We start from the raw sequence: 23615 nt of genomic DNA, 5'->3' as shown, positions 1-23615 counted from the left end.
CGATAGGCCAAATCGCTGTGGCTTACGCGATGTGCGCATTATGTTTGTCTGCTGTCGCCAAGTTCGCGCCCGTTACTGATTTTGCATGCTTGCTGGAAAGCAGCGCTTCGTTCAGCGTGTCTGACAGCTTTGGAGGAGTGCAAACCTTGTTGAGTCTGCCAGCACTTGCGCTCTTGATAGCCGTTCCGTCTCAAGTACCGGAGGGATTTGAATCTCTTCAGGACAGCAGCTTCCCGGTAACGGGATGGCTTTGCGGTGGTGACGGTTGCAAAGCAACTCCGCGCCATCTCGAGGCGGCATTGCTATTTTCACAAAGGTCTAGTCATGGCGTTTTCGAACGCGCCGAGAAAACTGAAACCGACTGGGGCGTGACATTGGATTGCGTCGTGTCGCGCACGCGGCTCAAATCCTGCCGCGTCGTAGATGAGCCTTATGGAGCAAGCCGTGGTTTAGCTATCGCGATGAAACTTGCTGAGGCCGTTCGTTTACGGCCTGGCGTTTCCGGAAGTAGCAGGGCCATCATTTCTGTTAATTACGAGATCGGAGGGTGTCCGAGCTGGTTCTGCGTTCGACATCCATTTGCGCCCCCGCCGCCGCCGGCAGCTACATAACGCATTGCGCTTAAACCGGGCCGAGAACCAGCCACTTTCACCCGACATCGCCTCATCACCGCTCGCCGAACAGCTCGCGCTGCGCTTTCTCCAGCTCCTCTGCGTAGCGCCGCCGCACGTAGGTCTCCGACAGCACGCCCAGTACGGTGCGGTCCGCCGCCAGCACGGCGAGTTCGTCCGCGCCGCTTGCGTCAAACGCGGTCATCACCTGCTTGATGTCCATGTCGGGTTTCAGCGCAGCATCGGTGTTGACCGCCACGCTTGCCACGCACGCCGCCGGGTCGAGCGCCTCGCCATATGCGTCAGGTGTGCGCACAATGCCGGCGTAGTGCGTCTTCCCGTCGATCAGCACCACCTTGCTCGCCGATCCCAGTGGAAAGCGGCGGCGGAACTCGGCGATGGTCGTGGTGGTGGGCGTCTCGCGCGTTTCGCCGCGCATCATCCGTCCGGCGGTGAGCGTCTTGACCCAGCCGACGTCGCGCGCGCTCTTGATCGTCTCACCGCGCAGGTGGAGCCGCCACGTCGAGAACGAATAGCCGAACAGTTCGCGCACGATCGTGGAGGAGACTAGCGACGCGGCGATGGCGGCGCCGGTCAGCCCGAAATCGTGCGTCGCCTCCAGTACCAGCATCGCCATCGTCATCGGTCCGCCGATCACCGCGACGCCTAACGCCGCCATCCCGACGATCGCGGCATTGTGCGGGTCGATGATCTGGTACCCGGCCACCGCCGTCAGCGCGGTCGCGAACAGCGTACCGGCGAGCGTGCCGAGGAACAGCGAGGCGAAGAACAGCCCGCCGCGGAATCCGAAGCCAAGCGACACGATCGAGGCGAGGCATTTGCAGATGAAGATCATCGCGATGAACCGGATGCTGGTGCACGCCATCAGATCGTTGTGCAGCGCGCCGTGTCCGGCCGACAGCACCTGCGGCGAGATCAGCGCGATCGGCACCAGCAGCGCGCCGCCGATCGCGGGCCGCGCCCAATCGGGGATGCGCAGCCGCCGCACGCCCTGTTCCAGCGACGCGACCGAGCGCATCAGCGCAATGCCGATCCCCGCACAGGTGGCGCCGAGCGCGGCATATGCGATGTAGTGATGCGTCTCGGTTGCGGCGCCCGATGCCGCCTCGACGACGTAAGGATGGGCGCCGAGCGTCTGCGACACGAGCACCGCCGACAAGGTCGCCGCCGCGATTGGCGCGATCGCGGACGGGGTGTAGGCACCGATCACGATTTCGAACGCGTAGAACGCACCGGCAAGCGGCGCGCCGAACGCCGCCGCGATCGCCGCGCCCGCGCCCGCGCCGACCAGATTGCGCAGGTCCGGCCGCCGCAGATTGAGCAATCCGCCGGTCATTGAGGCGACAGCGCCGCCAAGCTGCGCATAGGCCGCCTCCAGCCCAACCGACGCCCCGAAACCGTTGGACAGGATCGTCTGGCCGGAGATCACGAAACTATCGGCGATTCCCATCCGCCCGCCGTGCAACGCGTTCGCTTCCACCGTATCGACCATCGCCCGCCTGCGCGCCCTTGTCGCTAGCGTGAACAGCGCCAGCACCGCACCGCCGATCGGCAGCACGATCAGCGTGCCGAGCGACAGGCCGGGTTGCGCGCTGAGCCGCGACGTGCCGGGGAGCGCGAAAAACCAGTGTTGCAGCGTCCGCGCGATCGCGCCTTGCACAACGCTCAGCGCGCCGGCCGCGCCGCCGATGCCGATGGCGAGCACCACGAATGCCGCCTCGCTCGCCCGCAGCCGCCGTCGCAGCCAGTTGGCAGGGCGAACGAGACGATGCCGCAGCGACATCAGCCACGCACGCCGACAGCGCGGGGTGCGTCAGCGCAGGGCAGGAGCATCGCTTCGGTGTAATCGGCCATTTCGCCCCGTAGCGCCGATTGCAAGCAGGGGGAATGCCGCTAGGGTCCGCTCTTCTCGGTACAGGAGCTTTGCGGGTGAACGACACGGGCGTGGATCTGTCAGCTAACGAGCCGCGCGTGTCGCTGCCGGTTGGCGGCTTCTCACCGATACCCGCCGTCTCCGATCCGGACGAGATGATGCTGGTGCTGGCGATGCGGCGTGACCGCATCCTCGCCACGCTGACCTTGTTCGCCGGCATCGGTCTTGCAGTGTCGCTGCCGTTTGCGTTGAAGGCAGGGGCGGAGTTCTTCCTGCCGACCACCGCCGCGCTGGTGATTGCCATCGCGCTGGTGCCGGTGCTGGAATGGCTGGAGCGGCGCCGCATGCCCTCGGCGGTGGCGGCGCTGATCTGCATCGTGTTGTTCGTGCTCGCCGCCAATATCGCGCTGGCGGCGATCGTGGTGCCGGCGGTGGAGTTCTTCCGCAAGCTGCCCGAGCGGATCGACCGCATTCAGATGAACATCGCGCCGCTGATCGACCTGTATTCGAGCCTGGAGAGCTACCTCAACCGCGCCGTGCGGCATCTCGCCGCGCCGGGGCCGGTGCGTACCGCGCAGACCGCCGCGGTGACCCCGCCGAGCTCGATCCTCGAATTCGCCGCCACCTCCGCGCCGGGTGCGATCGTGCAGGTGTTCTTCGGCATCCTGGTGATCTTTTTCTTCTTGGCGGGCTGGACCCGGCTGCGGCGGCGCACGATCACCAGCCGCACCAGCTTCGGCGGCGCGATGGCGACCGCACGGGTGATCCAGCATGTCGTCGACGATACCGCCGCCTATCTCGGCACGATCACGCTCATCAACCTAACGCTCGGGCTGGTCGTGTCCGGCGTGTTGTGGGTGATGGGCATGCCGTACCCGCTGATGTGGGGCGGCATCGTCGCCTTGCTCAATTATGTGCCATATTTCGGGCCGATCGCGGCGGTGCTGCTGCTCGGGCTGGGCGGCTTGATGACGTTTCGCGATATCTGGGCGGCGGTGTTCCCCGCGATCCTGATGCTGGGCTGCCATCTCGTCGAGGCGAATGCGATCACGCCGATGATCGTCGGGCGGCGGCTGACGATCAGCCCGATCCTGATCCTCATCTCGATCAGTTTCTGGAGCTGGGTGTGGGGCACGCCGGGCGCGCTGCTGGCGGTGCCGCTGCTCATCATCCTGCAGACCGTGCTGGGCGCGGTCGGCAAGCCGGATATCGCTGGTTTCCTGTTCGAACACGGCGCGATGGCGCATGCGCCGAACAACAAAAAAGACGCTGACGAAGAAAGTCATGGGAAAGTCGGTTGACAGCCCCGAAGCGCTGACCTAGTTGGCGCGCCTCACGCTTCTCAAGCGGGTGTAGCTCAGTTGGTTAGAGCGCCGGCCTGTCACGCCGGAGGTCGCGGGTTCGAGCCCCGTCACTCGCGCCATCCCTTTGATGTATCAGGGATGGCGCATCGAAGCGGGGTCTCGTAATCGCCGCAATTAGCCTCTTTCGCGATCGTTCTTGCGCACGCTCGAACGGCGCTGCGACTAGCGCCAGCGTCCGGTTTCCATCCACGCGAGCAGTGGCTTCAAGGGCGCGATCCAGATCATCCCCGTCACGCCGTAGAAGCCCAGCTGGAGCAGCGGGTTCCACCGCGCCACCACGCCCGAGAAACTCGCAACGATCACCACCCACACCAGGATCAGCGCCAGGATCACGAACATGCCGAAGGGTTTGCGCCACGTCGGTGTCATCGTGTGATCCATTCCTGTTCGGTGGCGACCGCGTGAAGCGGCATGTCCCACGGGTCGGCGGGCAGCACATCGACTTGCTGGACGCTCCACGCCACGCCGATTCGCACCGCGTGCGGAAACGCGGCAAAAGCGCGATCGTAATAGCCCGCGCCCTGGCCGAGCCGGTTGAGGGCGCGGTCGAACGCGACCAGCGGCGTCAGCACGATGTCGGGCGCCAGTGCGGGGGAGGCGTGGTGCGGCTGATGCAACCCGAACGGGCCGGGCGCGAGATCGTCCTCCGCATCGTAAGCGAGGAACCGCATCGGCTCGGCGCGGGTGGTGACGTGCGGCAGTACGATCGCGCAGCCCCGCTCAACGGCGGCGCGCGCGAGAAACATCGGGTCGGCCTCGCTACCGATCGGCACATAGGAAGCGACGGTGGCGGCATGGGAGAGCAGGGCGGTGAACGCCTCGCCGGGTTCGATCCGGGGCGGCGAGGTGGCGAAGAACGCATCCCGCGCAGACCGCATCCGCGCCCGCAGCGCGCGCTTCTCGAGCGTCATGGGCAAACCGGGCGGAAGGTGGCGGGACCGCCGTGGCCGTTTGCCTGAATATCCTCTGACGCCGTTAGCATCAGGTGGGGATCATGTACGACAGGCCAGGGCCAGCGCAGGGACAACCCCCTAGGAAGTATAATCGCCTCAGGGATGTTCGGTAAGGCTCGTACCGGGCAGTGCCCGCCACGAAGCAATTTAGGCGTTCCGCGCGGGTTTCTCAAGAGCATCGGCAAGCTCCTCAAGCCATTCGGCGACGCCGGTCAGCGCTTGCGATTCGGTGAACCCCGCCGGCGGCCGCCGTTCCGCCTCATCCAGCGCGTCGGCGAGCAGGAGTGCCACGAACATCATGGTACGCTCGTTGCTCATCCCGCCCGACGCGCGTGATGCGTCGGGCCATTGTGAATCCAGCAATGCGCCCAGCTTGCGCAGGTGCGCTTCCTCGCCCTCGCGGCATGCGACGATGTGGTTGCGACCGCCGATCGACAGCGAAACCTCCGCCATCAGTCTACCGTGTTCTCGTGAGCGGCATCGTCGTCGACGCTCGACTCATCGAGGACGGATTCGCCCGCGATCACCGCATCGAGATCACGAATCGCGTTCTCGATGCGCTCACGCAGCGCTTCGTGACGTTCGGCGAGCGCGGCGTTTGCGCGTTCGCGATCCGAGACCGCGGTTTCGATACGGGCGATGGCGCGTTCGATCCGTTCGATCGCGGCAGGGGTGGTTTCATCTGCCATGGGGCGGCGATAGCACGCATGGCCGGTCGGACAATATTGGAATTGCCGCGCCCCGGTTGACGCCAGCCTCCGCCCACCGCAAAGACCGCCGCGAAACACGGGAATCGGGCGCGACCGCCTGCTGCACTGGCAGGACGCCTCCGCCCCGGCGACGAGGAGCACGGCTATGACGGTTAAGGTTGCGATCAACGGTTTCGGGCGGATCGGCCGCCTCGTGGCGCGCGCTTTGATGGAACGTGCCGACACCGGGCTCGAACTCGTCGCGATCAACGATCTCGCCGATGCCAAGTCAAACGCGTGGCTGTTCAGCCGCGACAGCGTGCACGGCAAATACCCCGGCTCGGTCGAGGCGCAGGGCAACGACATCATCATCGACGGCAAGCACATCCGCGTGACGGCCGAGCGTGACCCCGCCAACCTGCCGCACGCCGAGTTGGGCGTCGACATCGTGCTCGAATGCACCGGCTTCTTCACCGACAAGGCAAGCTGCCAGAAGCACATCGATGCGGGCGCGAAGAAGGTGCTGATCTCCGCACCTGGCAAGAACGTCGACCTGACGGTCGTCTACGGCGTCAACCACGACAAGCTGGAGGCGGGCCACACCATCGTCTCGAACGCATCGTGCACCACCAACTGCCTCGCCCCGGTCGCCAAGGTGCTCAACGACACGGTCGGTATCGAGCGCGGCCTGATGACGACGGTCCACGCCTATACCAACGACCAGAAGATCCTCGACCAGATCCACCCCGATTTGCGCCGCGCCCGCGCCGCCGCGATGTCGATGATCCCCACCACCACCGGCGCCGCCCGCGCGGTGGGCGAGGTTCTCCCCGAACTGAAGGGCAAGCTCGACGGTTCGGCGATCCGCGTGCCGGTGCCGGACGGCAGCCTCGTCGACCTCAGCTTCATGCCGAGCCGTGACACGACGAAGGAGGAGATCAACCAGATCCTCAAGGACGCGTCGGAGAACGGCCCGCTCAAGGGCATCCTCGCCTTCTCGGACGAGCCGTTGGTGTCGATCGATATCGTCCACACGCCGTATTCGTCGACCATCGACAGCCTGGAGACGACGGTGATGGACGGCAAGCTCGTCCGTGTGGTGAGCTGGTACGATAACGAATGGGGCTTCTCGAACCGGATGATCGACACCGCTGGCGCGATGGCGAAGTTCATCTGATGAGCCGCGTCGCCCCGATGGTGTCTACGGTCGCCATCGGGGCGACGGGTACGCTCGCCGGGATCGCCCGCCATGCCTTTCCAAAGGGCGCGATGGAGGCGATCGACCATGCCGACGTCACGCTGGCGGGCGGCATCGTCGGCGATTTTCGCGGCGCGATGAAGGGCAAGCCCTACCGGCGGCAGGTCACGCTGATCGAGCGGATCGACTGGGCGGCGGCAATGGCCGAGGTCGATCACAGCCACGACTGGACGGCGCGGCGCTCCAACCTGCTGGTCGACGATCTCGATCTGCCGCAGGTGCCGGGTACGTTGCTCAGGATCGGCGCCGACGTGGTGCTGGAGATCACGCGCGAGACCGACCCGTGCGAACGGATGGAAGCTTTGGCCCCCGGATTGAAGGCGGCGCTGCTGCCCGACTGGCGCGGCGGCGTCTGCGCCCGCGTCGTCGCCGAGGGGCGGATCACGATAGGCGATACAATCGAGGTGGTGCGATAATGGCGAGAAACTTCAAGACGCTCGACGATATCGGCGACGTGCACGGCAAGCGCGTGCTGGTGCGCGAGGATCTCAACGTGCCGATGGCGGATGGTGCCGTCACCGACGATACCCGCCTGCGCGCAACGCTCGCGACGGTCAGCGAACTGGCGGACAAGGGCGCCATCGTCCTCATCCTTGCGCATTTCGGCCGCCCCAAAGGGCAGCGCAACCCGGACATGTCGCTGGCGATGGTGGTGCGGCCCTATTCGCAGGTGCTCGGCCGTCCGGTGCGTTTCGTCGACTGGGACGGCGCGGAAGATGCGGTCGCGATGATGCAGCCCGGCGATATCGCGGTGCTGGAGAACACCCGCTTCTTCGCAGGTGAGGAAAAGAATGACGCGCAAACCGTCGCGATGATCGCCAAGCTCGGCGATGTCTACGTCAATGACGCCTTCTCCGCCGCGCACCGCGCGCACGCCTCGACCGAGGGGCTGGCGCATGTGCTGCCCGCGTTCGCCGGTCGCGCGATGGAGGCCGAACTCGACGCGCTCGACAAGGCGCTCGGCTCGCCTGAGCATCCGGTCGCGGCGGTGGTCGGCGGCGCCAAGGTGTCGTCCAAGCTTGACGTGCTCAAGCACCTCGTCACCCAGGTCGATCATCTCATCATCGGCGGCGGCATGGCCAACACCTTCCTCGCCGCGCGCGGAGTCGATGTCGGCAAGTCGCTGTGCGAGCACGACCTGGTCGGCACCGCCGAGGAGATCTTCGCAACCGCCGAGGGCGCGAACTGCACGATCCATTTGCCCTACGACGTGGTGGTGTCGAAGGAGTTCGCCGCCAACCCGCCAAGCTTGCGGACCTGCAACGTCCACGAAGTCGCCGCCGACGAGATGATCCTCGACATCGGCCCGGCGGCGGTCGAGGCGCTCGCCGATGTGCTCAAGAATTGCCGGACACTGGTGTGGAACGGCCCGCTCGGCGCGTTCGAGACGCCGCCATTCGATGCCGCCACGGTCGCACTCGCCAAGACGGCGGCGGCGCTAACGGTTGGCGGCTCGCTCGTCTCGGTGGCGGGCGGCGGCGATACCGTCGCTGCGCTCAACCAGGCCGGGGCAGGCGATGATTTCACCTTCGTCTCGACCGCCGGCGGCGCCTTCCTGGAATGGATGGAAGGCAAGGATCTGCCCGGCGTCGCCGCGCTCGCGCGCTGACGCGACCGACTTATCCGGCGCCGGTGCGCTGCAATACGAACTGGGAGTGGAACAGCCATGAACACCGCCGACATGACCGCCAAGATCGCCGCCGGCCACGGCTTCCTCGCCGCCCTTGACCAGAGCGGCGGGTCAACGCCCAAGGCGCTCGCCGGCTACGGCATCGCCGAGGGGTCGTATTCCGGCGATGACGCGATGTACGCGCTGATCCACGACATGCGCAGCCGCATCATCACCGCGCCGAGCTTCACCGGCGACAAGGTGATCGGCGCGATCCTGTTCGAACGCACGATGGACGGCCAGATCGACGGCAAGACCGCGCCCGCCGCGCTGATCGAACGCGGCATCGTCCCCTTCATCAAGATCGACAAGGGGCTTGAGGACGAGGCCAACGGCGTGCAGTTGATGAAGCCGATGCCCGATCTCGACGCGCTGCTGGCGCGATCCAAGGCGCTGAACGTGTTCGGCACCAAGGAGCGCTCGGTGGTGAACCTCGCCAACCGCAAGGGCATCGCCGCGATCGTCAAGCAGCAGTTCGAGATCGGCGCGCAGGTCATCGCCGGCGGGCTGATGCCGATCCTCGAACCCGAACTCAACATCAAGAGCCCGGAGCGCGCCGAGGCCGAGGTGATGCTGGTCGAGGAACTGCTGAAAGCGCTCGATGCGTTCCCGGGCGAGGATAAGGTGATGCTCAAGCTGTCGCTGCCCGAGCAGGCCGGTCTGTACGGCGCGCTGGTCGATCACCCCCGCGTGTTGCGCGTTGTCGCGCTGTCGGGCGGCTATGCCCGTACCGAGGCGTGCGCGGAGCTTGCCAAGAATCCCGGCATGATCGCCAGCTTCAGCCGCGCGCTGCTGTCGGACCTGCGCCACCAGATGAGCGACGCTGAATTTGACGCCGCGTTGTCCGCCGCGATCGATGAGATCTACGAAGCGTCGGTTCATAAAGTCGCGCAGCCGGTTGTAGCCTGACGTCAGCGAGGCGGGGAGGGCGCGTTGCCGCCCGCTCCCCGCCTGATAGCGCGCGTCGGCATCGTGTGATTACGCCATGAGGGAAGCCCGATGACCACGTTGCTCGACACTCCAGTCAGAACGATCGACGGCCGCCACACCAGCCTAGCCGACTATACTGGCGACGTTCTGCTGGTCGTCAACGTCGCTTCCAAATGCGGACTGACCCCGCAATACGAAGCTTTGGAGGCGCTTTACCGGCAGTATCGCGATCATGGTTTCAAGGTGCTGGGCTTTCCCGCCAATGATTTCGGCGGGCAAGAGCCTGGTGGTGACGCTGAAATCGCGGATTTCTGCACTTCCACCTATGATGTCGACTTCCCGATGTTTGCGAAGATCATCGTGTCCGGCCCGGGCAAACACCCGCTCTACGCCGCGCTGATCGCCGCCGCGCCGGAGGCGGCGGGTGACCCCGCGGCGTTCCGTCAGCGCTTGCGAGGTTATGGCATGCAACCGACCGAAGCACCTGAAGTGCTGTGGAATTTTGAGAAGTTCCTCATCGCCCGCGATGGGACGGTCGCGGCACGGTTCGCTCCGTCGACCGCTCCCGACGATCCCGCGCTGGTTGCGGCGATCGAAGCGGAACTGGCGAAGCAGGATCAACCGCGCTAGGGCGCCGGTATGACAGAAGACGATCCGCTCGGCCCGCTCGACCCCGATTTCGCAAAGCAGTTCCGTCGCGATGACCGGCGCCCACCTTGCCAGCTGTATCTTATCTCGCCGCTGGACGTGGCGGGTGTATTCGCGGACCGGCTTGCACGTGCGCTCGATGCCGGCCCGGTCGCGGCATTTCAGTTCCGGGTGAAGGACATGGATCAGCACGAGGCTGCGCGACTGGCGGAGCCGCTGCTGCGGATCTGCGCGGATCGCGAAGTTGCGTTTATCGTCAACGACAGCATTTCGCTCGCGAAGCGCATCGGTGCCGATGGCGTGCATCTGGGGCAGGAGGATGGTGATCCGCAGGAGGCGCGCCGTGTGCTCGGCCCCACCGCGCAGATCGGCGTGACCTGCCATGACAGTCGTCATCTTGCGATGGAGGCTGGCGAGGCGGGTGCCGATTACGTCGCGTTCGGCAGCTTCTATCCGACCACGACCAAAGTTGTGAAACACCATGCCGAGCCGATCATCCTGAGCTGGTGGGCAACGATGTTCGAAGTGCCCTGTGTCGCCATCGGCGGCATCACGCCTGCCAACGCGGCTCCGCTGGTGGCGGCCGGGGCGGATTTCCTAGCGGTATCCGGCGCGGTGTGGGGCGGGGACGAGGATGCTGCGGTCAAGGCGTTCGCCGCGCTGCTGGGGTAATCCTACGGGGCTGAGGCGCGGTCAGTCTGCGTCAAGACAGGTGGATGGCGTCGTTCGCATCCCGATGATGTGTCTCTTGAATGTTGACCTGGATCGGACCGCCACCGTGCGAACGTCTAAATTGTGCCGCCGCGTCCAACGCTGCGCTTAACGACGGGTAGTCCTTCCCGCGCACGGCCACCAACCCATCCGTGCGAATCTGTACCCAGGACCACCGGAAGGTGCCACGCGGTTCGGAGGAGGCAACAGAATCGAGCGCGAACAGCACTTCATACCTGGCCGTGCCTTCTGTCATGGAATTAAAACGCAATCATTTCGCTGCCAGTTCCGCCGCCGCATCGCGGCACTTGCACTGCGATCGATGCAGCTCAAGCTTCGTTATCTTGTCATATCGAAAATAGCGATCGTTGTTTGCACGAAACGACCCGCTGGCGCTGATCAGACGTATTTATTCGGGAGTGTGACAACCGCGCAGATGCAGCCTGATGGCTCCAGGCGTGCATGGCTCGTCAGTGAAGCTCGGGCGGCAGCAATCGTTGCGGCGCGGAAACAACAGCGCTGTTCGTCGTTGTTACGCTGATAACGATTCAGGACGCTCGAATGACACGCAAATCGATCTTGCTGGCAGCTTGCCTCGCATTTGGCGCTTCCTCTCCGCTCGTGGCGGCTCCGGCTCAGCCGCAAGCTCCGTCCGCTCTGGATCAGGCGGTTCTGCACGTACAGGTGATCCTCGACCGTCTCGGTTTTTCGCCCGGCGTGCTCGACGGCAAGCCCGGCATGTCGCTTACCGCAGCGTTGAAGGGGTTTCAGCAATCGCGCGGATTGAGCGCGAGCGGCAAGTTGGACAAGCCGACGCAAGCGGCCCTCAAGCAGTATGCCAACATGCCCGCGACGCAGACGATCACGTTGACGCCGGCAATTCTTGGCGGTCCGTTCACCAACCCATTGCCGAAGCAGCCGGCGGAACAGGCGAAGCTGCCCCAACTCGGCTATCGCAATGCGATGGAGAAGATGGGTGAGATGTTCCACACCACGCCGGCGGTTCTCGTCGCGCTCAACAGCGGCGATACCAGGCTCACGCCGGGGGTGAAGATCACCGTGCCGGCGGTGGTGGCCGTGAATCGCAACTACGATCCGAAACTGCCAGAAAAATGGCGGCAGACGCTGAGCACCCTCAATGTTGACGCGCAGCAGCCGCAGGCCGCCAAGGTTGTCGTCGACAAGTCGGACTCGGTGCTGCGCGCGTACGATGCCAACGGCAAACTCATCGCGCAATTCCAGGCGACGATGGGCAGCAAGCACGATCCGCTGCCGATCGGCACCTGGAAAATTCTTGGCCCGGCTTACAACCCGCCGTTCCACTACAATCCCAAGCTGTTCTGGGACGCCAAGAAGGGGGAGAAGAAGGCGACGCTGCCGCCCGGCCCCAACGGCCCGGTCGGGGTGGTATGGCTTGATCTGTCCAAGGAGCATTACGGTATTCACGGCACGCCCGAGCCGACCACAATCGGCCGTGCGGAAAGCCATGGCTGCATCCGCCTTGCCAACTGGAACGTCGCGCGGCTGGCAATGATGGTCAAGCCGGGGACGCCGGCGATCTTCCAGGAATAACATGCGGACGGCCTGGCTGATCCTGATCCTGCTGGTAGCCTTGGCGGTGGCGGGGTGGTTGGCGTTGCTCAACCTCCCCGACGCTCCGCACAGGTCTGCTCCGACCCGGAAGCCGACGACCCAAGTGGTCGAGGTGGTCTCGGAAACGCGGATGCCGCGTCCGCGTCAGGGTGGAGCGTCCGGGCTGCTTGCCGTTCCGGTGGCGGGTGTGACCCGTGATGCGATCACGGATACGTGGGGTGATCCGCGCGAGAATGGTGTGCGCGAACATCACGGCACCGACATCCCCGCCGCTGCCGGTACGCTGGTAACCGCCGCCGCGCCGGGAACGGTCGAGAAGCTGTTCCAAAGCGACAAGGGAGGCATGACCATCTACGTCCGCTCGCCAGCGCGCAAATGGACATTCTATTACGCGCATCTGTCTGGCTACGCGCCGGGGTTGCACGAGGGGCAGGTGGTGCATACTGGCGATCCACTCGGCTATGTCGGCGATACCGGCGATGCGGGGGCGGGCAACTATCACCTCCACTTCGGCCTGACCCGTACAACGCCGGATCAACACTGGTACGAGGGCACCGATGTCAACGCGTTCCCCTATCTGACCGGCCTGCGGGTTGCCGGATCGGGCGGTGGAGGCTAAAGACCGCGCCTTCGCTCTTTCCACAGGTACATGGCATGAAGATCAGCGGCGTGGACATTCGTCCCGGCAACATCATCGAATATGAAGGCGGCATCTGGAAAGCCGTCAAGATTCAGCACACCCAGCCCGGCAAGGGTGGCGCGTACATGCAGGTCGAGATGAAGAACCTCATCGACGGCCGCAAGAACAACGTGCGCTTCCGCTCGGCGGAAACGGTGGAGCGGATCCGGCTCGATACCAAGGATTTCCAGTTCCTGTTCCGCGACGGCGATGCGCTGACCTTCATGGACAAGGACAATTACGAGCAGATCACGCTCGATGCCGGCATCCTCGGCGATGCCGCGGCCTTCCTTCAGGACGGCATGGACGTGGTGATGGAGCTCTACGACGAGCGCCCGATCTCGGTCGAGCTGCCGTCGCAGATCGAAGCGACCATCGTCGAGGCGGACGCAGTGGTGAAGGGGCAGACCGCCTCGTCAAGCTACAAGCCGGCCGTGCTCGACAATGGCGTACGCGTCATGGTGCCGCCACATATCGGCGCGGGCACGCGGATCGTTGTCGACGTGTACGAGCAGACTTACGTCAAGCGCGCAGATTGAGTCGGATAGCGTAGCTATTCGCCAGGCTGCCGCTCGGCCGGCGAACGCAGTTCGGCCGACGACGAGTAGCAGGTGCGAGATGCCCCGCATCTCGCAGATCATGCCGAGGGCATGATCGACCTGATACTCTTTGCTCGCGTTGCGTTGTTAAAGGAACCACCATGCCATCCCATTCCGGACTCCTTACCGTCATGGACCGCGCCGCGCGGAAAGCCGCGCCGCGGCTCCGTCGGGACTTCAACGAGGTCCAGCATCTTCAGGTCAGCCGCAAGGGTCCGGCCGACTTCGTCTCGATGGCGGATCAGCGTGCCGAGCAGACGATCTACGAGGAGCTGAGCAAGGCGCGGCCGGACTGGGGCTTCCTGATGGAGGAGCGCGGCGAGATCGCGGGCGACCCGTCCAAGCCGCGCTTCATCGTCGATCCGCTCGATGGTACGACCAACTTCCTGCACGGGATCCCGCATTTCTCGATCTCCATCGCCGTCGAGGAGCCGCTCGCGAACGGTAAGCGCGAGGTGACATCGGGGATCGTCTATCAGCCGCTCACCGACGAGAGTTTCTGGGCGGAGAAGGGGCGCGGCGCCTGGGTGCAGGAGCAGCGGCTGCGGGTCTCGGCGCGGCGTGATCTCGCCGACTCGGTGATCGCGACCGGCATTCCCTTCCTCGGTCATGGCGACTTCGTGCAGTGGAGCCGTATCTTCGGTGCGGTCGCGCCTGAAGTGGCCGGCATCCGCCGGCTCGGCTCCGCCGCACTCGACCTTGCCTGGGTGGCGGCAGGCCGGTTCGACGGTTTCTGGGAATCGAGCCTGAAGCCGTGGGATGTGGCGGCAGGGCTGTTGCTGGTCAAGGAAGCGGGCGGCTTCGTCACCGACTTCCGTGGTGGCGACAAGATGATGGAACGTAACGAGTTCCTCGCCGCCAACGACGCGCTGCAATCCCGCCTCCACAAGCTGATTGCCGGCGCGCTGCGCTGATCGGTATCGGCCGGCATCGCCGCTTCCGGAGGGCATGTCCGCATCAGGCTTTGCGCCCGGTGCGGCCCTTCTATTTGTGGGAAAAAGTGGCTGATTTCCGTTAAGTTGCGATTCATTCTCAAGCGCTCGACCCTTGCCCGATGCGGACCATCGGCCTAAAGCCCAAGGCATCCCACTTCGCACTTGCGAGAAACCCATTGTTCGATCCGCTGCAATATCTGCCGATCCTGTTGTTCCTCGGCGTGGCTCTGGCGCTTTCCACTGCCTTCGTCGTGTTGCCCATCATCGTCGGGCGGCTGACGGGAACGCACAAGCCGAGCCCGGAAAAGCTCAGCGAATATGAGTGCGGCTTCCCCGCCTTCGAGGACCCGCGCAGTCAGTTCGACGTGCGCTTCTACCTGGTTGCGATCCTGTTCATCGTCTTCGATCTGGAGGCGGCATTCATTTACCCCTGGGCGGTCAGCGTTTTCACGCTGGGCTGGACGGCATGGTTCGCGATGATGTTGTTCATCGGCGAACTCGCGCTCGGCCTCGTCTATGCCTGGAAGAAGGGAGCTCTCGAATGGGAGTAGAACTCACCCGCGACGCTGGACCGAATCCGGTCGTGCAGCCCGATCAGACGTTCTTCGACGGGCTGAATGGCGAGCTGACCGACAAGGGCTTTCTTGTCACCTCGACCGAAGAGCTGTTCCAGTGGGCGCGCACCGGTTCGCTGTGGTGGATGACGTTTGGTCTCGCCTGCTGCGCGGTCGAGATGATTCACGTCAACATGCCGCGCTACGATCTTGAGCGCTTCGGCGCGGCGCCGCGCGCCTCGCCGCGCCAGTCGGACGTGATGATCGTGGCGGGCACGTTGTGCAACAAGATGGCTCCGGCGCTGCGTCGTGTTTACGACCAGATGAGCGAGCCCAAATACGTGATCTCGATGGGTTCGTGCGCCAATGGCGGTGGCTATTATCACTATAGCTATTCGGTCGTGCGCGGCTGTGATCGGGTCGTGCCGGTCGATATCTATGTGCCTGGCTGTCCGCCGACTGCCGAGGCGTTGCTGTACGGGATTATGCAGTTGCAGCGGAAGATTCGCCGCTCGGGAACGGTGGAACGGTGAGGGCGCCCGCACCCGCTTATAGCGCCAACGATGGCGTGATCGACGCGGCTACTGCTGTGCTCGGCGGCAAGCTCGATCTCGCGACCGATCTGGTCGGTGAGGTGTCGCTGCATGTTGCGCGCGACAGTTTGGTGGAGACGATGATCGCGCTGCGCGACACGCCGGGTCTCGAATACCAGCAGCTGATGGAAATCGCGGGTGTCGATTATCCGGATCGCGGTGTCGAACGCTTCGAGGTGGTGTATTGCCTGTTGTCGCTGACGCGCAATCACCGCATCCGCGTTCATGTCCGCAGCGACGATACGCAGCCGGTGCCGTCGGTCACGGGGATCTGGCCGGTCGCCGGTTGGCTTGAGCGCGAGGTGTACGACATGTACGGCGTGCTGTTCTCGGGTAACTCTGATCTGCGCCGTATCCTGACCGACTATGGTTTTCGCGGTCACCCGCAGCGCAAGGACTTCCCGCTGACCGGCTATGTCGAGATGCGCTATTCGGAAGAGGCCAAGCGCGTCGTGTATGAGCCGGTTCAGCTGGCGCAGGATTTCCGCAATTTCGACTTCATGAGTCCGTGGGAGGGTGCCGAATACATCTTGCCGGGTGACGAGAAGGCGGCGTTGCCGGAAGCCAAAGGTGCGCCGACGCCACTGAAGGCGGACGAGATCCAAAAAGCTGATGCCGCGCAATCCGCCAAGGTCGCGCCGACCGAGGCGAAGACCACGGAAGGCCCGGCGCAAACCGGCGCCGGCAAGAGCGAGCCAGACGCGGTGCCGAAGCCGCAGAACCCGGCGGTGGTTCCCACGCCGGGCGAGGGGCAGAACCAATGAGTGATTACCTCCAGGAACTCGAAGGTGTGACGGACGCCGCCGATCCGACGGTTGGCGACATCGACATCCAGAACTACACGATCAACTTCGGGCCGCAGCATCCGGCTGCGCACGGCGTGTTGCGGCTGGTGCTGGAGCTTGACGGCGAGATCATCGAGCGGGTCGATCCGCACGTCGGTCTGCTCCATCGCGGCACCGAAAAGCTGATCGAGCACAAGACCTACATGCAGGCGCTGCCGTATTTCGACCGGCTCGATTACTGCTCGCCGATGTGCATGGAGCACACTTACGTGCTCGCGGTCGAGAAGCTGCTCGATCTGGAAGTGCCGATCCGCGCGCAGTATCTGCGGACGTTCTTCGCCGAATTGACCCGTATCTCGAACCATATGCTTAACCTCGGTTCGCATATCATGGACGTCGGCGCGATGACGCCGAACCTGTGGTTGTTCGAGATCCGCGAAGACTGCATGGGCTTCTTCGAGCGGGCATCGGGCGCGCGTATGCATGCGGCCTACTTCCGACCCGGTGGTGTGCATCAGGACGTGCCGCTGAAATTGCTCGCCGATATCGGTGAGTGGCTCGACACGCGTCTGCCGCGTCTGTTTGAGGACGCGATCAGCCTGGTTGCGGACAACCGCATCTTCAAGCAGCGTAACGTCGACATCGCCACGGTCAGCCGTGAAGACGCGATCAAGTGGGGCTTTTCCGGCCCGATGATCCGTGGTTCGGGTTTGGCGTGGGATCTGCGCAAGTCGCAGCCGTATGACGCGTACGCTATGATGGACTTCGACGTGCCGGTCGGCACGCGCGGCGACTGCTATGACCGGTTCATGGTGCGCGTCGAGGAAGTTCGGCAGTCGGCGCGGATCATGCGCCAGTGTCTCAACGAGATGCCGGATGGCCCGATCGCGAGCTTCGATCGTAAGGTCGTGCCGCCCAAGCGTGGTGAGATGAAGCGGTCGATGGAAGCGCTGATCCATCACTTCAAGCTGTACACCGAGGGCTTCCACGTGCCGGCAGGCGACGTGTACGTGGCAACCGAGAGCCCTAAGGGCGAGTTCGGCGTGTATTTGGTCGCAGACGGCACCAACAAGCCGTATCGGTGCAAGATCCGCCCGACCGCGTTCTCGCATCTTCAGGCGGCGGATTTCATTTCGAAAGGTCATATGCTTGCCGACACCACCGCGATCCTCGGCGCGATGGATATCGTGTTCGGTGAGTGCGACCGTTGAGCGGTGACCGTCTGAAAACCTCGCATCGCATGATCGCGCTCTACAACGCGCAGGACGCGGACGGTTATGGCGAACATATGACCGATGCTGCTTGCGAGGCGACCTACCGTGGTGCGGTGATACGGGACGGCAAGGAAGGTGTGCGCTCGGGGCTGAAGGCGATGTTCGCGCAGTTCCCGCAGAACAAGGCCGAGATCCTGCGATCCTACGTGCTCGGCGAAGCCGTCGTGTTGCATGAGGACGTTTCGCGCGCGCCAGACGGCGAGACGTTTGAAGTCATGTCCATCTATTCGTTCGTGGGCGACAAGGTCGACCGCGTGGAGTTCATCCGCTAATGGCCGACGCCCCGAAGATCCCAGACGAAGCCGAGACCCGTGCGCGCTGGGGCGCGTTTGCGTGGACGCCAGAGAATCAGGCGAAGGCCGATGAGATCCTGGGCAGGTATCCGAAAGGGCGCGAGCAATCCGCTTCGATCCCGTTTCTGGATCTCGCGCAGCGTCAGGTCGGTGCGGACACGAACACGCAAGGCTGGTTGCCGGTGCCGGTGATCGAGTACGTCGCGCGCCAGATCGGCGTGCCGTACATGCGCGTGTATGAAGTCGCGACCTTCTACACGATGTTCAATCTTGCTCCGGTCGGCAAGTATCACGTGCAGGTCTGCGGCACGACGCCGTGCCTGCTTGGCGGGTCGGACGACGTGCTGGCGGCGTGCAAGAACAAGGGCTTGTCCAAGGGTCATACCACGCCGGACGGTCTGTTCACGTTGACCGAGGTCGAATGCCTCGGGGCATGCGCGAATGCACCGATGGTGCAGATCAACGACGACAATTTCGAAGATCTCGATTACGACAAGACCACTGCGATTCTGGAGGCGCTCGCCGAGGGCAGGCCGCTGACGCCGGGTTCACAGACCGGCCGTCGCGATTCCTGTCCGGCAGGCGGCCCGACCAGTCTTGTCGCGATGGTCGATGAAAACCACGATTATCGCGGGGAGTGGGCCTGATGCTCGCCGACAAGGACCGGATCTTTACCAACGTCTACGGTTTTCAGCCGTGGAACCTAGACGCCGCGATCATGCGCGGCGATTGGGACAATACCAAGGACCTGATGGCGCTGGGGCAGGATGCCATCATCGACATCATCAAGGCGTCGGGCCTGCGCGGGCGCGGCGGCGCTGGCTTCCCGACCGGCATGAAGTGGAGCTTCATGCCCAAGGAGTCGAAGGACGGTCGGCCGAACTTCCTCGTCATCAATGCCGACGAGTCCGAGCCGGGTAGCTGCAAGGACCGCGAGATCATCCGCCACGATCCGCATAAGCTGATCGAGGGCGCGCTGGTCGCGGGTTATGCGATGCGCGCGCGGGCCGCATATATCTACATTCGCGGCGAGTATATCCGCGAGGCCGAAGTGCTGTTCGCCGCCGTTGCGGAGGCCTATGACAAGGGCTTGATCGGCAAGAACGCGAGCGGCTCGGGCTACGATTTCGACGTGTTCGTGCACCGCGGCGCGGGCGCGTACATCTGCGGCGAAGAGACCGCGATGCTCGAAAGCCTTGAGGGTAAGAAGGGCCAGCCGCGCCTCAAGCCGCCGTTCCCGGCGGGTGCGGGGCTGTATGGCTGTCCGACCACGGTCAACAACGTCGAGTCCATCGCGGTCGCGCCGACGATCCTGCGGCGTGGCGCGGCGTGGTTCTCCAGCTTCGGCGCCGAAGGTAACAAGGGCACCAAGCTGTTCCAGATCAGCGGCCATGTGAACAAGCCCTGCGTGGTCGAGGAGGCGATGAGCATCCCGTTCCGCCAGCTCATCGACGAACATTGCGGCGGCATTCGCGGCGGTTGGGATAACCTCCTTGCGGTGATCCCGGGCGGTTCGTCGGTCCCGCTTGTGCCGGCCGCCGAGATCATGGATTGCCCGATGGATTTCGACGGGCTGAAGAAGGTCGGTTCGGGCCTCGGCACCGCTGCTATCATCGTCATGGACAAGTCGACCGACATCGTCCGCGCGATCAGCCGGCTGTCCTATTTCTACAAGCATGAGAGCTGCGGTCAGTGCACGCCGTGTCGCGAAGGCACCGGTTGGATGTGGCGCGTGATGGAGCGGATGCGTACCGGCGATGCCGATATCTCCGAGATCGATACGCTGTATCAGGTCACCAAACAGGTCGAGGGGCACACGATCTGCGCGCTCGGTGATGCCGCCGCGTGGCCGATCCAGGGTCTCATCAAGCATTTCCGCCCCGAGATGGAGCGCCGCATCGTCGCCAAGAACGGCGGCGGCGAGGCGCCGATGATGGAAGCTGCCGAATAATGCCGATAGTCAAAGTCGATGGCGTCGAAGTAGAGGTGCCGCAGGGCGCGACCGTGCTTCAGGCGTGCGAAATCGCGGGCAAGGAAATCCCGCGTTTCTGTTATCATGAGCGCCTCAGCATCGCCGGCAACTGCCGGATGTGCCTGGTCGAGGTAAAGCCCGGCCCGCCCAAGCCGCAGGCGTCGTGCGCGTTGCCGGCTGCGGATAAGCAGGAAATTTTCACCAATTCCCCCATGGTGAAGAACGCGCGCGAAGGCGTGATGGAGTTCCTGCTCATCAACCATCCGCTTGATTGCCCGATCTGCGATCAGGGTGGCGAGTGCGACTTGCAGGACCAGAGCCTCGCTTATGGGCGCGGTCACTCGCGCTACGATGAAAACAAGCGCGCGGTTACCGAAAAGTACATGGGGCCGATCGTCAAGACGGTGATGACGCGGTGCATCCAGTGCACGCGCTGCATCCGTTTCGCCGAGGAAGTCGCCGGCGTGGAAGAGATCGGCGCGCTGTACCGCGGCGAGAACATGCAGATCACCTCGTATCTTGAAAACGCCGTGTCGAGCGAGCTGTCGGGCAACGTTATCGATCTTTGCCCGGTCGGGGCGCTTACCTCGAAGCCGTATGCCTTCGAAGCGCGCCCGTGGGAGTTGCGCAAGACGCTGTCGATCGACGTGACGGACGCGGTCGGCACCAACATCCGGCTCGATTCGCGCGGCCGCCAGGTGCTGCGTTCGCTTCCCGTCATCAACGAAGACGTCAACGAGGAGTGGGCGTCGGACAAGACGCGCTATGTCGTCGATGGCCTGGTGCGGCGCCGGCTCGATCGGCCGTACGTACGTAAGAACGACAAGCTGGTCGCGGTCGAATGGGACGAGGCGTTTGCGACGATCAAGGCGGTGAACGCCGGGTCGAGCGTAGCGGCAATTCACGGCGATCTCGTCGACTGCGAGACGATGTACGCCGCCAAGGCGCTGGTCACGGCCATGGGGTCTAGCCTGCTCGAAGGTCGTCAGACCGGCATGGACTATGATACGTCTAGCCTCGCGGCGGTGACGTTCAACACCACGATCGCCGGCGCAGAAATGGCTGATGCGATCCTGCTGGTCGGCACCAATCTGCGCTGGGAAGCGCCGCTGGTGAACACGCGCATCCGCAAGGCGATCAAGCGCGGCGCGAAGGTGTTTGCGATCGGGCCGGAACTCGACCTGACCTATAAGGTCGAGTGGCTCGGCAACGATCTTTCGCTGCTCGGCAAGCTGCCGGACGCCGTGCTGTCGGCGTTCGAGGGCGCGGCGCGACCGATGGTGATCGTTGGTGGTGCGGCGCTGAAGGGCGGCCATGGCGCGACGCTGGCGCTCGCCAAGACGCTCAATCTGGTGCGCGAAGGCTGGAACGGCTACAACGTGCTGCACGCGGCGGCGGCGCGCAACGGCGGGCTGATGCTCGGCTATGCGCAGAAGGGTGGCATCGCCGATATCGCGGCGGCCACACCGAAGCTGGCGTTCTTCCTTGGTGCGGACGAGGTTGATTTCTCCGCATTCGCCGGCACGTTCAAAGTGTATATCGGCCACCATGGCGATAAGGGCGCTGCGGCGGCCGACGTCGTGCTGCCGGGCGCAAGCTATGCCGAAAAGTCGGGCACCTATGTGAACCTCGAAGGGCGCGTGCAACGTGGCGACCGCGCGGTGTTCCCGCCGGGCGACGCTCGAGAGGATTGGACGATCCTGCGCGCGCTGTCGGCCGTGCTTGGGTACACGCTGCCGTTCGACACGCTTGACGAACTGCGCGCGGCGATGGCCGTGGATACGCCCGAACTCGCGACGCTTGGCCTCAAGACCTTCGCCTGGAACCCGCCGTCGCTCGACGCGGCAGGGCAGGGCGAAGTCGCTTATCCGATCAAGGACTTCTACTTGACCAACGCGATCTGCCGGGCCAGCCCGACAATGCAGCGCTGTTCGTCGGAAATCCTGCATGGCCAGGACTTCGCGGAGGCGGCGGAATGACCTCGTTTTTCACCTATCGTTTTGGCTGGGGCTTCGGCATATCGTGGTTCGTCGCCACGTTGATCGATATCCTTATCATCGCGCTGCCGCTGATGCTTGCGGTCGCGATGATCATCTACGTCGACCGCAAGATCTGGGCGTCGATGGCGCTGCGCCGTGGCCCGAACGTGGTCGGCCCATTCGGCTTGCTCCAGTCGTTCGCAGACGGTCTTAAGGTTTTCCTGCAAGAGACGATCATCCCGATCGCGGCGAACAAGACGCTGTTCCTGCTCGCACCGATCATCACCTTCACCGTCGCGCTCATCGTGTGGGCGGTGGTACCGTTCGCCGAGAATGCGTCGGTCGCCAACATCAACGTGGCGTTGCTCTATGTCCTCGCGGCGTCATCGCTAGGCGTGTACGGCATCATCCTCGCGGGCTGGTCGTCCAACTCAAAATACCCGTTCTACTCGGCGATCCGCGCGGCGGCGCAGATGGTGAGTTACGAGGTCGCGATCGGTTTTGTGCTGATCTCGGTCGTGTTGTGGGCGGGCAGCTTCAACCTCGGCACGATCGTCGAGGCACAAAAAGGCTATCTGTTCGGTTGGGTCAACGGCAACTGGATCAACCCGCTGCTGTTCCCGATGGCGGTGGTGTTCTTCATCTCATCGCTTGCCGAGACGCAGCGTGCGCCGTTCGATCTGACCGAGGCGGAGAGCGAACTCGTCGCCGGCTACCAGACCGAATATTCCTCGATGAGCTTCGCATTGTTCTGGCTGGGCGAATACGCCAACGTCATTCTGATGTGCGCGCTGAACGCGACGTTGTTCTGGGGTGGGTATCTGCCGCCGCTGAACATTGGGTTCCTCTACATGGTGCCGGGCATCATCTGGCTGCTGCTCAAGATGGCCGGGTTCTTCTTCCTGTTCAGCTGGGTCAAGGCGACGGTGCCGCGTTACCGTTATGACCAGTTGATGCGGCTGGGCTGGAAGATTTTCCTGCCGCTGTCGCTGATCTTCGTTTTCCTCGTGTCGGGCTACCTCATGCTCGTGCGGGTTGGAGTACCGGCATGACCATCGGCCAGCTTATCAAATCCTACACCTTGTGGGAGTTCGTGAAGGCGCATGCGCTGACCTTGAAGTATTTCTTCAAGGCCAAAGCGACGATCAACTATCCGTTCGAGAAGAATCCGCTCTCGCCCCGCTTCCGCGGCGAGCATGTGTTGCGGCGTTATCCGAATGGTGAGGAGCGGTGTATCGCGTGCAAGCTTTGCGAGGCGGTATGCCCCGCCCAGGCGATCACGATCGAGGCCGAACCACGCGACGACGGCAGCCGTCGTACGACTCGCTACGATATCGACATGACCAAGTGCATCTATTGCGGTTTCTGTCAGGAGGCGTGTCCGGTCGACGCGATCGTCGAAGGGCCGAACCTCGAGTTCGCGACGGAAACGCGCGAGGAGCTGATCTACGATAAGGCGAAATTGCTGGAAAACGGCGATCGTTGGGAAAGTGCGGTCGCAGCGAACCTTGCCGCCGACGCGCCGTACCGTTAATGCGCAGCCACATCGATTCAACGCCGCTCGTGTGCCCGCACGCGCAGACGCCACCAGGCGCTGCAACGGCCATAACCCAAACTCAGGCGAACGGGGGT

General features: G+C 63.9%; 27 protein-coding genes and 1 tRNA gene. 23 read left to right on the top strand and 5 right to left on the bottom strand.

Annotated elements, in window-relative coordinates; all coding sequences use genetic code 11:
- The first annotated feature begins 17 nt into the window (after positions 1–17).
- A complete protein-coding gene (locus L8F97_RS14840) occupies positions 18–611 on the top strand; it encodes a hypothetical protein (protein WP_242151732.1) in 594 nt (197 codons plus the stop codon).
- Positions 612–666: 55 nt separating this feature from the next.
- Here the strand turns inward: L8F97_RS14840 and L8F97_RS14835 are convergent, their stop codons facing one another.
- On the bottom strand, positions 667–2415 hold the full coding sequence (locus tag L8F97_RS14835) for a chloride channel protein (protein WP_242151730.1): 1749 nt from the start codon (positions 2413–2415) through the stop codon (positions 667–669).
- Between the two features lie 218 nt (positions 2416–2633).
- Here L8F97_RS14835 and L8F97_RS14830 point away from each other — a divergent pair, with 218 nt between their 5' ends.
- Positions 2634–3806, top strand: a complete 1173-nt coding sequence (locus L8F97_RS14830) for an AI-2E family transporter (protein WP_242151780.1) — start codon at positions 2634–2636, stop codon at positions 3804–3806.
- A 45-nt stretch (positions 3807–3851) separates the two neighbouring features.
- Positions 3852–3928, top strand: a tRNA-Asp gene (locus L8F97_RS14825).
- 103 nt (positions 3929–4031) lie between these two features.
- Here the strand turns inward: L8F97_RS14825 and L8F97_RS14820 are convergent.
- The 4 genes from L8F97_RS14820 to L8F97_RS14805 all read right to left on the bottom strand — a co-directional run bounded on the left by L8F97_RS14820 (position 4032) and on the right by L8F97_RS14805 (position 5511).
- Positions 4032–4238, bottom strand: a complete 207-nt coding sequence (locus L8F97_RS14820; RefSeq protein WP_242151727.1) for a DUF2842 domain-containing protein — start codon at positions 4236–4238, stop codon at positions 4032–4034.
- Complete coding sequence (locus L8F97_RS14815) at positions 4235–4780, bottom strand: 5-formyltetrahydrofolate cyclo-ligase (protein ID WP_242151723.1); 546 nt, start codon at positions 4778–4780, stop codon at positions 4235–4237. Before L8F97_RS14815 ends, L8F97_RS14820 begins: the two co-directional genes overlap by 4 nt.
- Before the next feature lie 189 nt (positions 4781–4969).
- A complete protein-coding gene (locus L8F97_RS14810) occupies positions 4970–5275 on the bottom strand; it encodes a cell division protein ZapA (RefSeq protein ID WP_242151720.1) in 306 nt (101 codons plus the stop codon).
- Positions 5275–5511, bottom strand: a complete 237-nt coding sequence (locus tag L8F97_RS14805; RefSeq protein WP_242151717.1) for a hypothetical protein — start codon at positions 5509–5511, stop codon at positions 5275–5277. The genes L8F97_RS14810 and L8F97_RS14805 overlap by 1 nt, the downstream gene beginning before the upstream one ends.
- Positions 5512–5677: 166 nt before the next feature.
- Here L8F97_RS14805 and gap point away from each other — a divergent pair, with 166 nt between their 5' ends.
- From gap to nuoI, 20 genes are all read left to right on the top strand, one after another.
- On the top strand, positions 5678–6688 hold the full coding sequence (gene gap, locus L8F97_RS14800; protein ID WP_242151714.1) for a type I glyceraldehyde-3-phosphate dehydrogenase: 1011 nt from the start codon (positions 5678–5680) through the stop codon (positions 6686–6688).
- Positions 6688–7185 carry an MOSC domain-containing protein gene (locus L8F97_RS14795; protein WP_242151711.1) on the top strand — a complete coding sequence of 166 codons (498 nt, stop codon included), beginning with the start codon at positions 6688–6690 and terminating at the stop codon, positions 7183–7185. The genes gap and L8F97_RS14795 overlap by 1 nt, the downstream gene beginning before the upstream one ends.
- Complete coding sequence (locus L8F97_RS14790; RefSeq protein ID WP_242151707.1) at positions 7185–8378, top strand: phosphoglycerate kinase; 1194 nt, start codon at positions 7185–7187, stop codon at positions 8376–8378. Before L8F97_RS14795 ends, L8F97_RS14790 begins: the two co-directional genes overlap by 1 nt.
- 57 nt (positions 8379–8435) lie before the next feature.
- Positions 8436–9347: a fructose bisphosphate aldolase gene (locus L8F97_RS14785; RefSeq protein ID WP_242151704.1), complete on the top strand. Its 912-nt coding sequence runs from the start codon at positions 8436–8438 to the stop codon at positions 9345–9347.
- Between the two features lie 90 nt (positions 9348–9437).
- On the top strand, positions 9438–9998 hold the full coding sequence (locus L8F97_RS14780) for a glutathione peroxidase (protein ID WP_242151701.1): 561 nt from the start codon (positions 9438–9440) through the stop codon (positions 9996–9998).
- Positions 9999–10007: 9 nt separating this feature from the next.
- Positions 10008–10688: a thiamine phosphate synthase gene (thiE, locus tag L8F97_RS14775; RefSeq protein ID WP_242151698.1), complete on the top strand. Its 681-nt coding sequence runs from the start codon at positions 10008–10010 to the stop codon at positions 10686–10688.
- A 600-nt stretch (positions 10689–11288) separates the two neighbouring features.
- Positions 11289–12299 carry a L,D-transpeptidase gene (locus tag L8F97_RS14770; protein ID WP_242151695.1) on the top strand — a complete coding sequence of 337 codons (1011 nt, stop codon included), beginning with the start codon at positions 11289–11291 and terminating at the stop codon, positions 12297–12299.
- Between the two features lies 1 nt (position 12300).
- Positions 12301–12939, top strand: a complete 639-nt coding sequence (locus L8F97_RS14765; RefSeq protein ID WP_242151692.1) for a M23 family metallopeptidase — start codon at positions 12301–12303, stop codon at positions 12937–12939.
- 35 nt (positions 12940–12974) lie between these two features.
- On the top strand, positions 12975–13538 hold the full coding sequence (gene efp / locus L8F97_RS14760; RefSeq protein ID WP_093220932.1) for an elongation factor P: 564 nt from the start codon (positions 12975–12977) through the stop codon (positions 13536–13538).
- A gap of 161 nt (positions 13539–13699) precedes the next feature.
- On the top strand, positions 13700–14512 hold the full coding sequence (locus tag L8F97_RS14755; protein WP_242151689.1) for an inositol monophosphatase family protein: 813 nt from the start codon (positions 13700–13702) through the stop codon (positions 14510–14512).
- Positions 14513–14709: 197 nt separating this feature from the next.
- Positions 14710–15084: an NADH-quinone oxidoreductase subunit A gene (gene ndhC, locus L8F97_RS14750; RefSeq protein WP_242151685.1), complete on the top strand. Its 375-nt coding sequence runs from the start codon at positions 14710–14712 to the stop codon at positions 15082–15084.
- A complete protein-coding gene (locus tag L8F97_RS14745; RefSeq protein ID WP_242151682.1) occupies positions 15075–15620 on the top strand; it encodes a NuoB/complex I 20 kDa subunit family protein in 546 nt (181 codons plus the stop codon). The genes ndhC and L8F97_RS14745 overlap by 10 nt, the downstream gene beginning before the upstream one ends.
- Entirely contained in the window at positions 15617–16444 is an 828-nt protein-coding gene (locus L8F97_RS14740; RefSeq protein ID WP_242151679.1) for an NADH-quinone oxidoreductase subunit C, read from the top strand. Before L8F97_RS14745 ends, L8F97_RS14740 begins: the two co-directional genes overlap by 4 nt.
- A complete protein-coding gene (locus tag L8F97_RS14735) occupies positions 16441–17676 on the top strand; it encodes an NADH-quinone oxidoreductase subunit D (protein WP_242151676.1) in 1236 nt (411 codons plus the stop codon). The genes L8F97_RS14740 and L8F97_RS14735 overlap by 4 nt, the downstream gene beginning before the upstream one ends.
- Positions 17677–17705: 29 nt before the next feature.
- Complete coding sequence (locus L8F97_RS14730) at positions 17706–18011, top strand: nuclear transport factor 2 family protein (protein ID WP_242151673.1); 306 nt, start codon at positions 17706–17708, stop codon at positions 18009–18011.
- Entirely contained in the window at positions 18011–18679 is a 669-nt protein-coding gene (locus L8F97_RS14725; protein WP_242151670.1) for a complex I 24 kDa subunit family protein, read from the top strand. The genes L8F97_RS14730 and L8F97_RS14725 overlap by 1 nt, the downstream gene beginning before the upstream one ends.
- Positions 18679–19983 carry an NADH-quinone oxidoreductase subunit NuoF gene (gene nuoF / locus L8F97_RS14720; RefSeq protein ID WP_242151667.1) on the top strand — a complete coding sequence of 435 codons (1305 nt, stop codon included), beginning with the start codon at positions 18679–18681 and terminating at the stop codon, positions 19981–19983. The genes L8F97_RS14725 and nuoF overlap by 1 nt, the downstream gene beginning before the upstream one ends.
- Positions 19983–21983, top strand: coding sequence for an NADH-quinone oxidoreductase subunit NuoG (gene nuoG / locus L8F97_RS14715; RefSeq protein ID WP_242151664.1), 2001 nt, complete (start codon positions 19983–19985; stop codon positions 21981–21983). Before nuoF ends, nuoG begins: the two co-directional genes overlap by 1 nt.
- The gene (gene nuoH, locus L8F97_RS14710; RefSeq protein WP_242151661.1) at positions 21980–23035 is read left to right on the top strand and encodes an NADH-quinone oxidoreductase subunit NuoH; all 1056 of its coding nucleotides are present in this window, start codon (positions 21980–21982) and stop codon (positions 23033–23035) included. Before nuoG ends, nuoH begins: the two co-directional genes overlap by 4 nt.
- Positions 23032–23517: an NADH-quinone oxidoreductase subunit NuoI gene (nuoI, locus tag L8F97_RS14705; protein WP_242151658.1), complete on the top strand. Its 486-nt coding sequence runs from the start codon at positions 23032–23034 to the stop codon at positions 23515–23517. The genes nuoH and nuoI overlap by 4 nt, the downstream gene beginning before the upstream one ends.
- The last annotated feature ends 98 nt before the right edge of the window (positions 23518–23615 follow it).

This window comes from Sphingomonas sp. BAUL-RG-20F-R05-02 (assembly GCF_022662305.1).
In the GTDB taxonomy this organism is placed as follows: Bacteria; Pseudomonadota; Alphaproteobacteria; order Sphingomonadales; family Sphingomonadaceae; genus Sphingomonas.
Note: the sequence above shows the minus strand (reverse complement) of the source record. Positions and strands in the feature narration are given on the sequence as shown.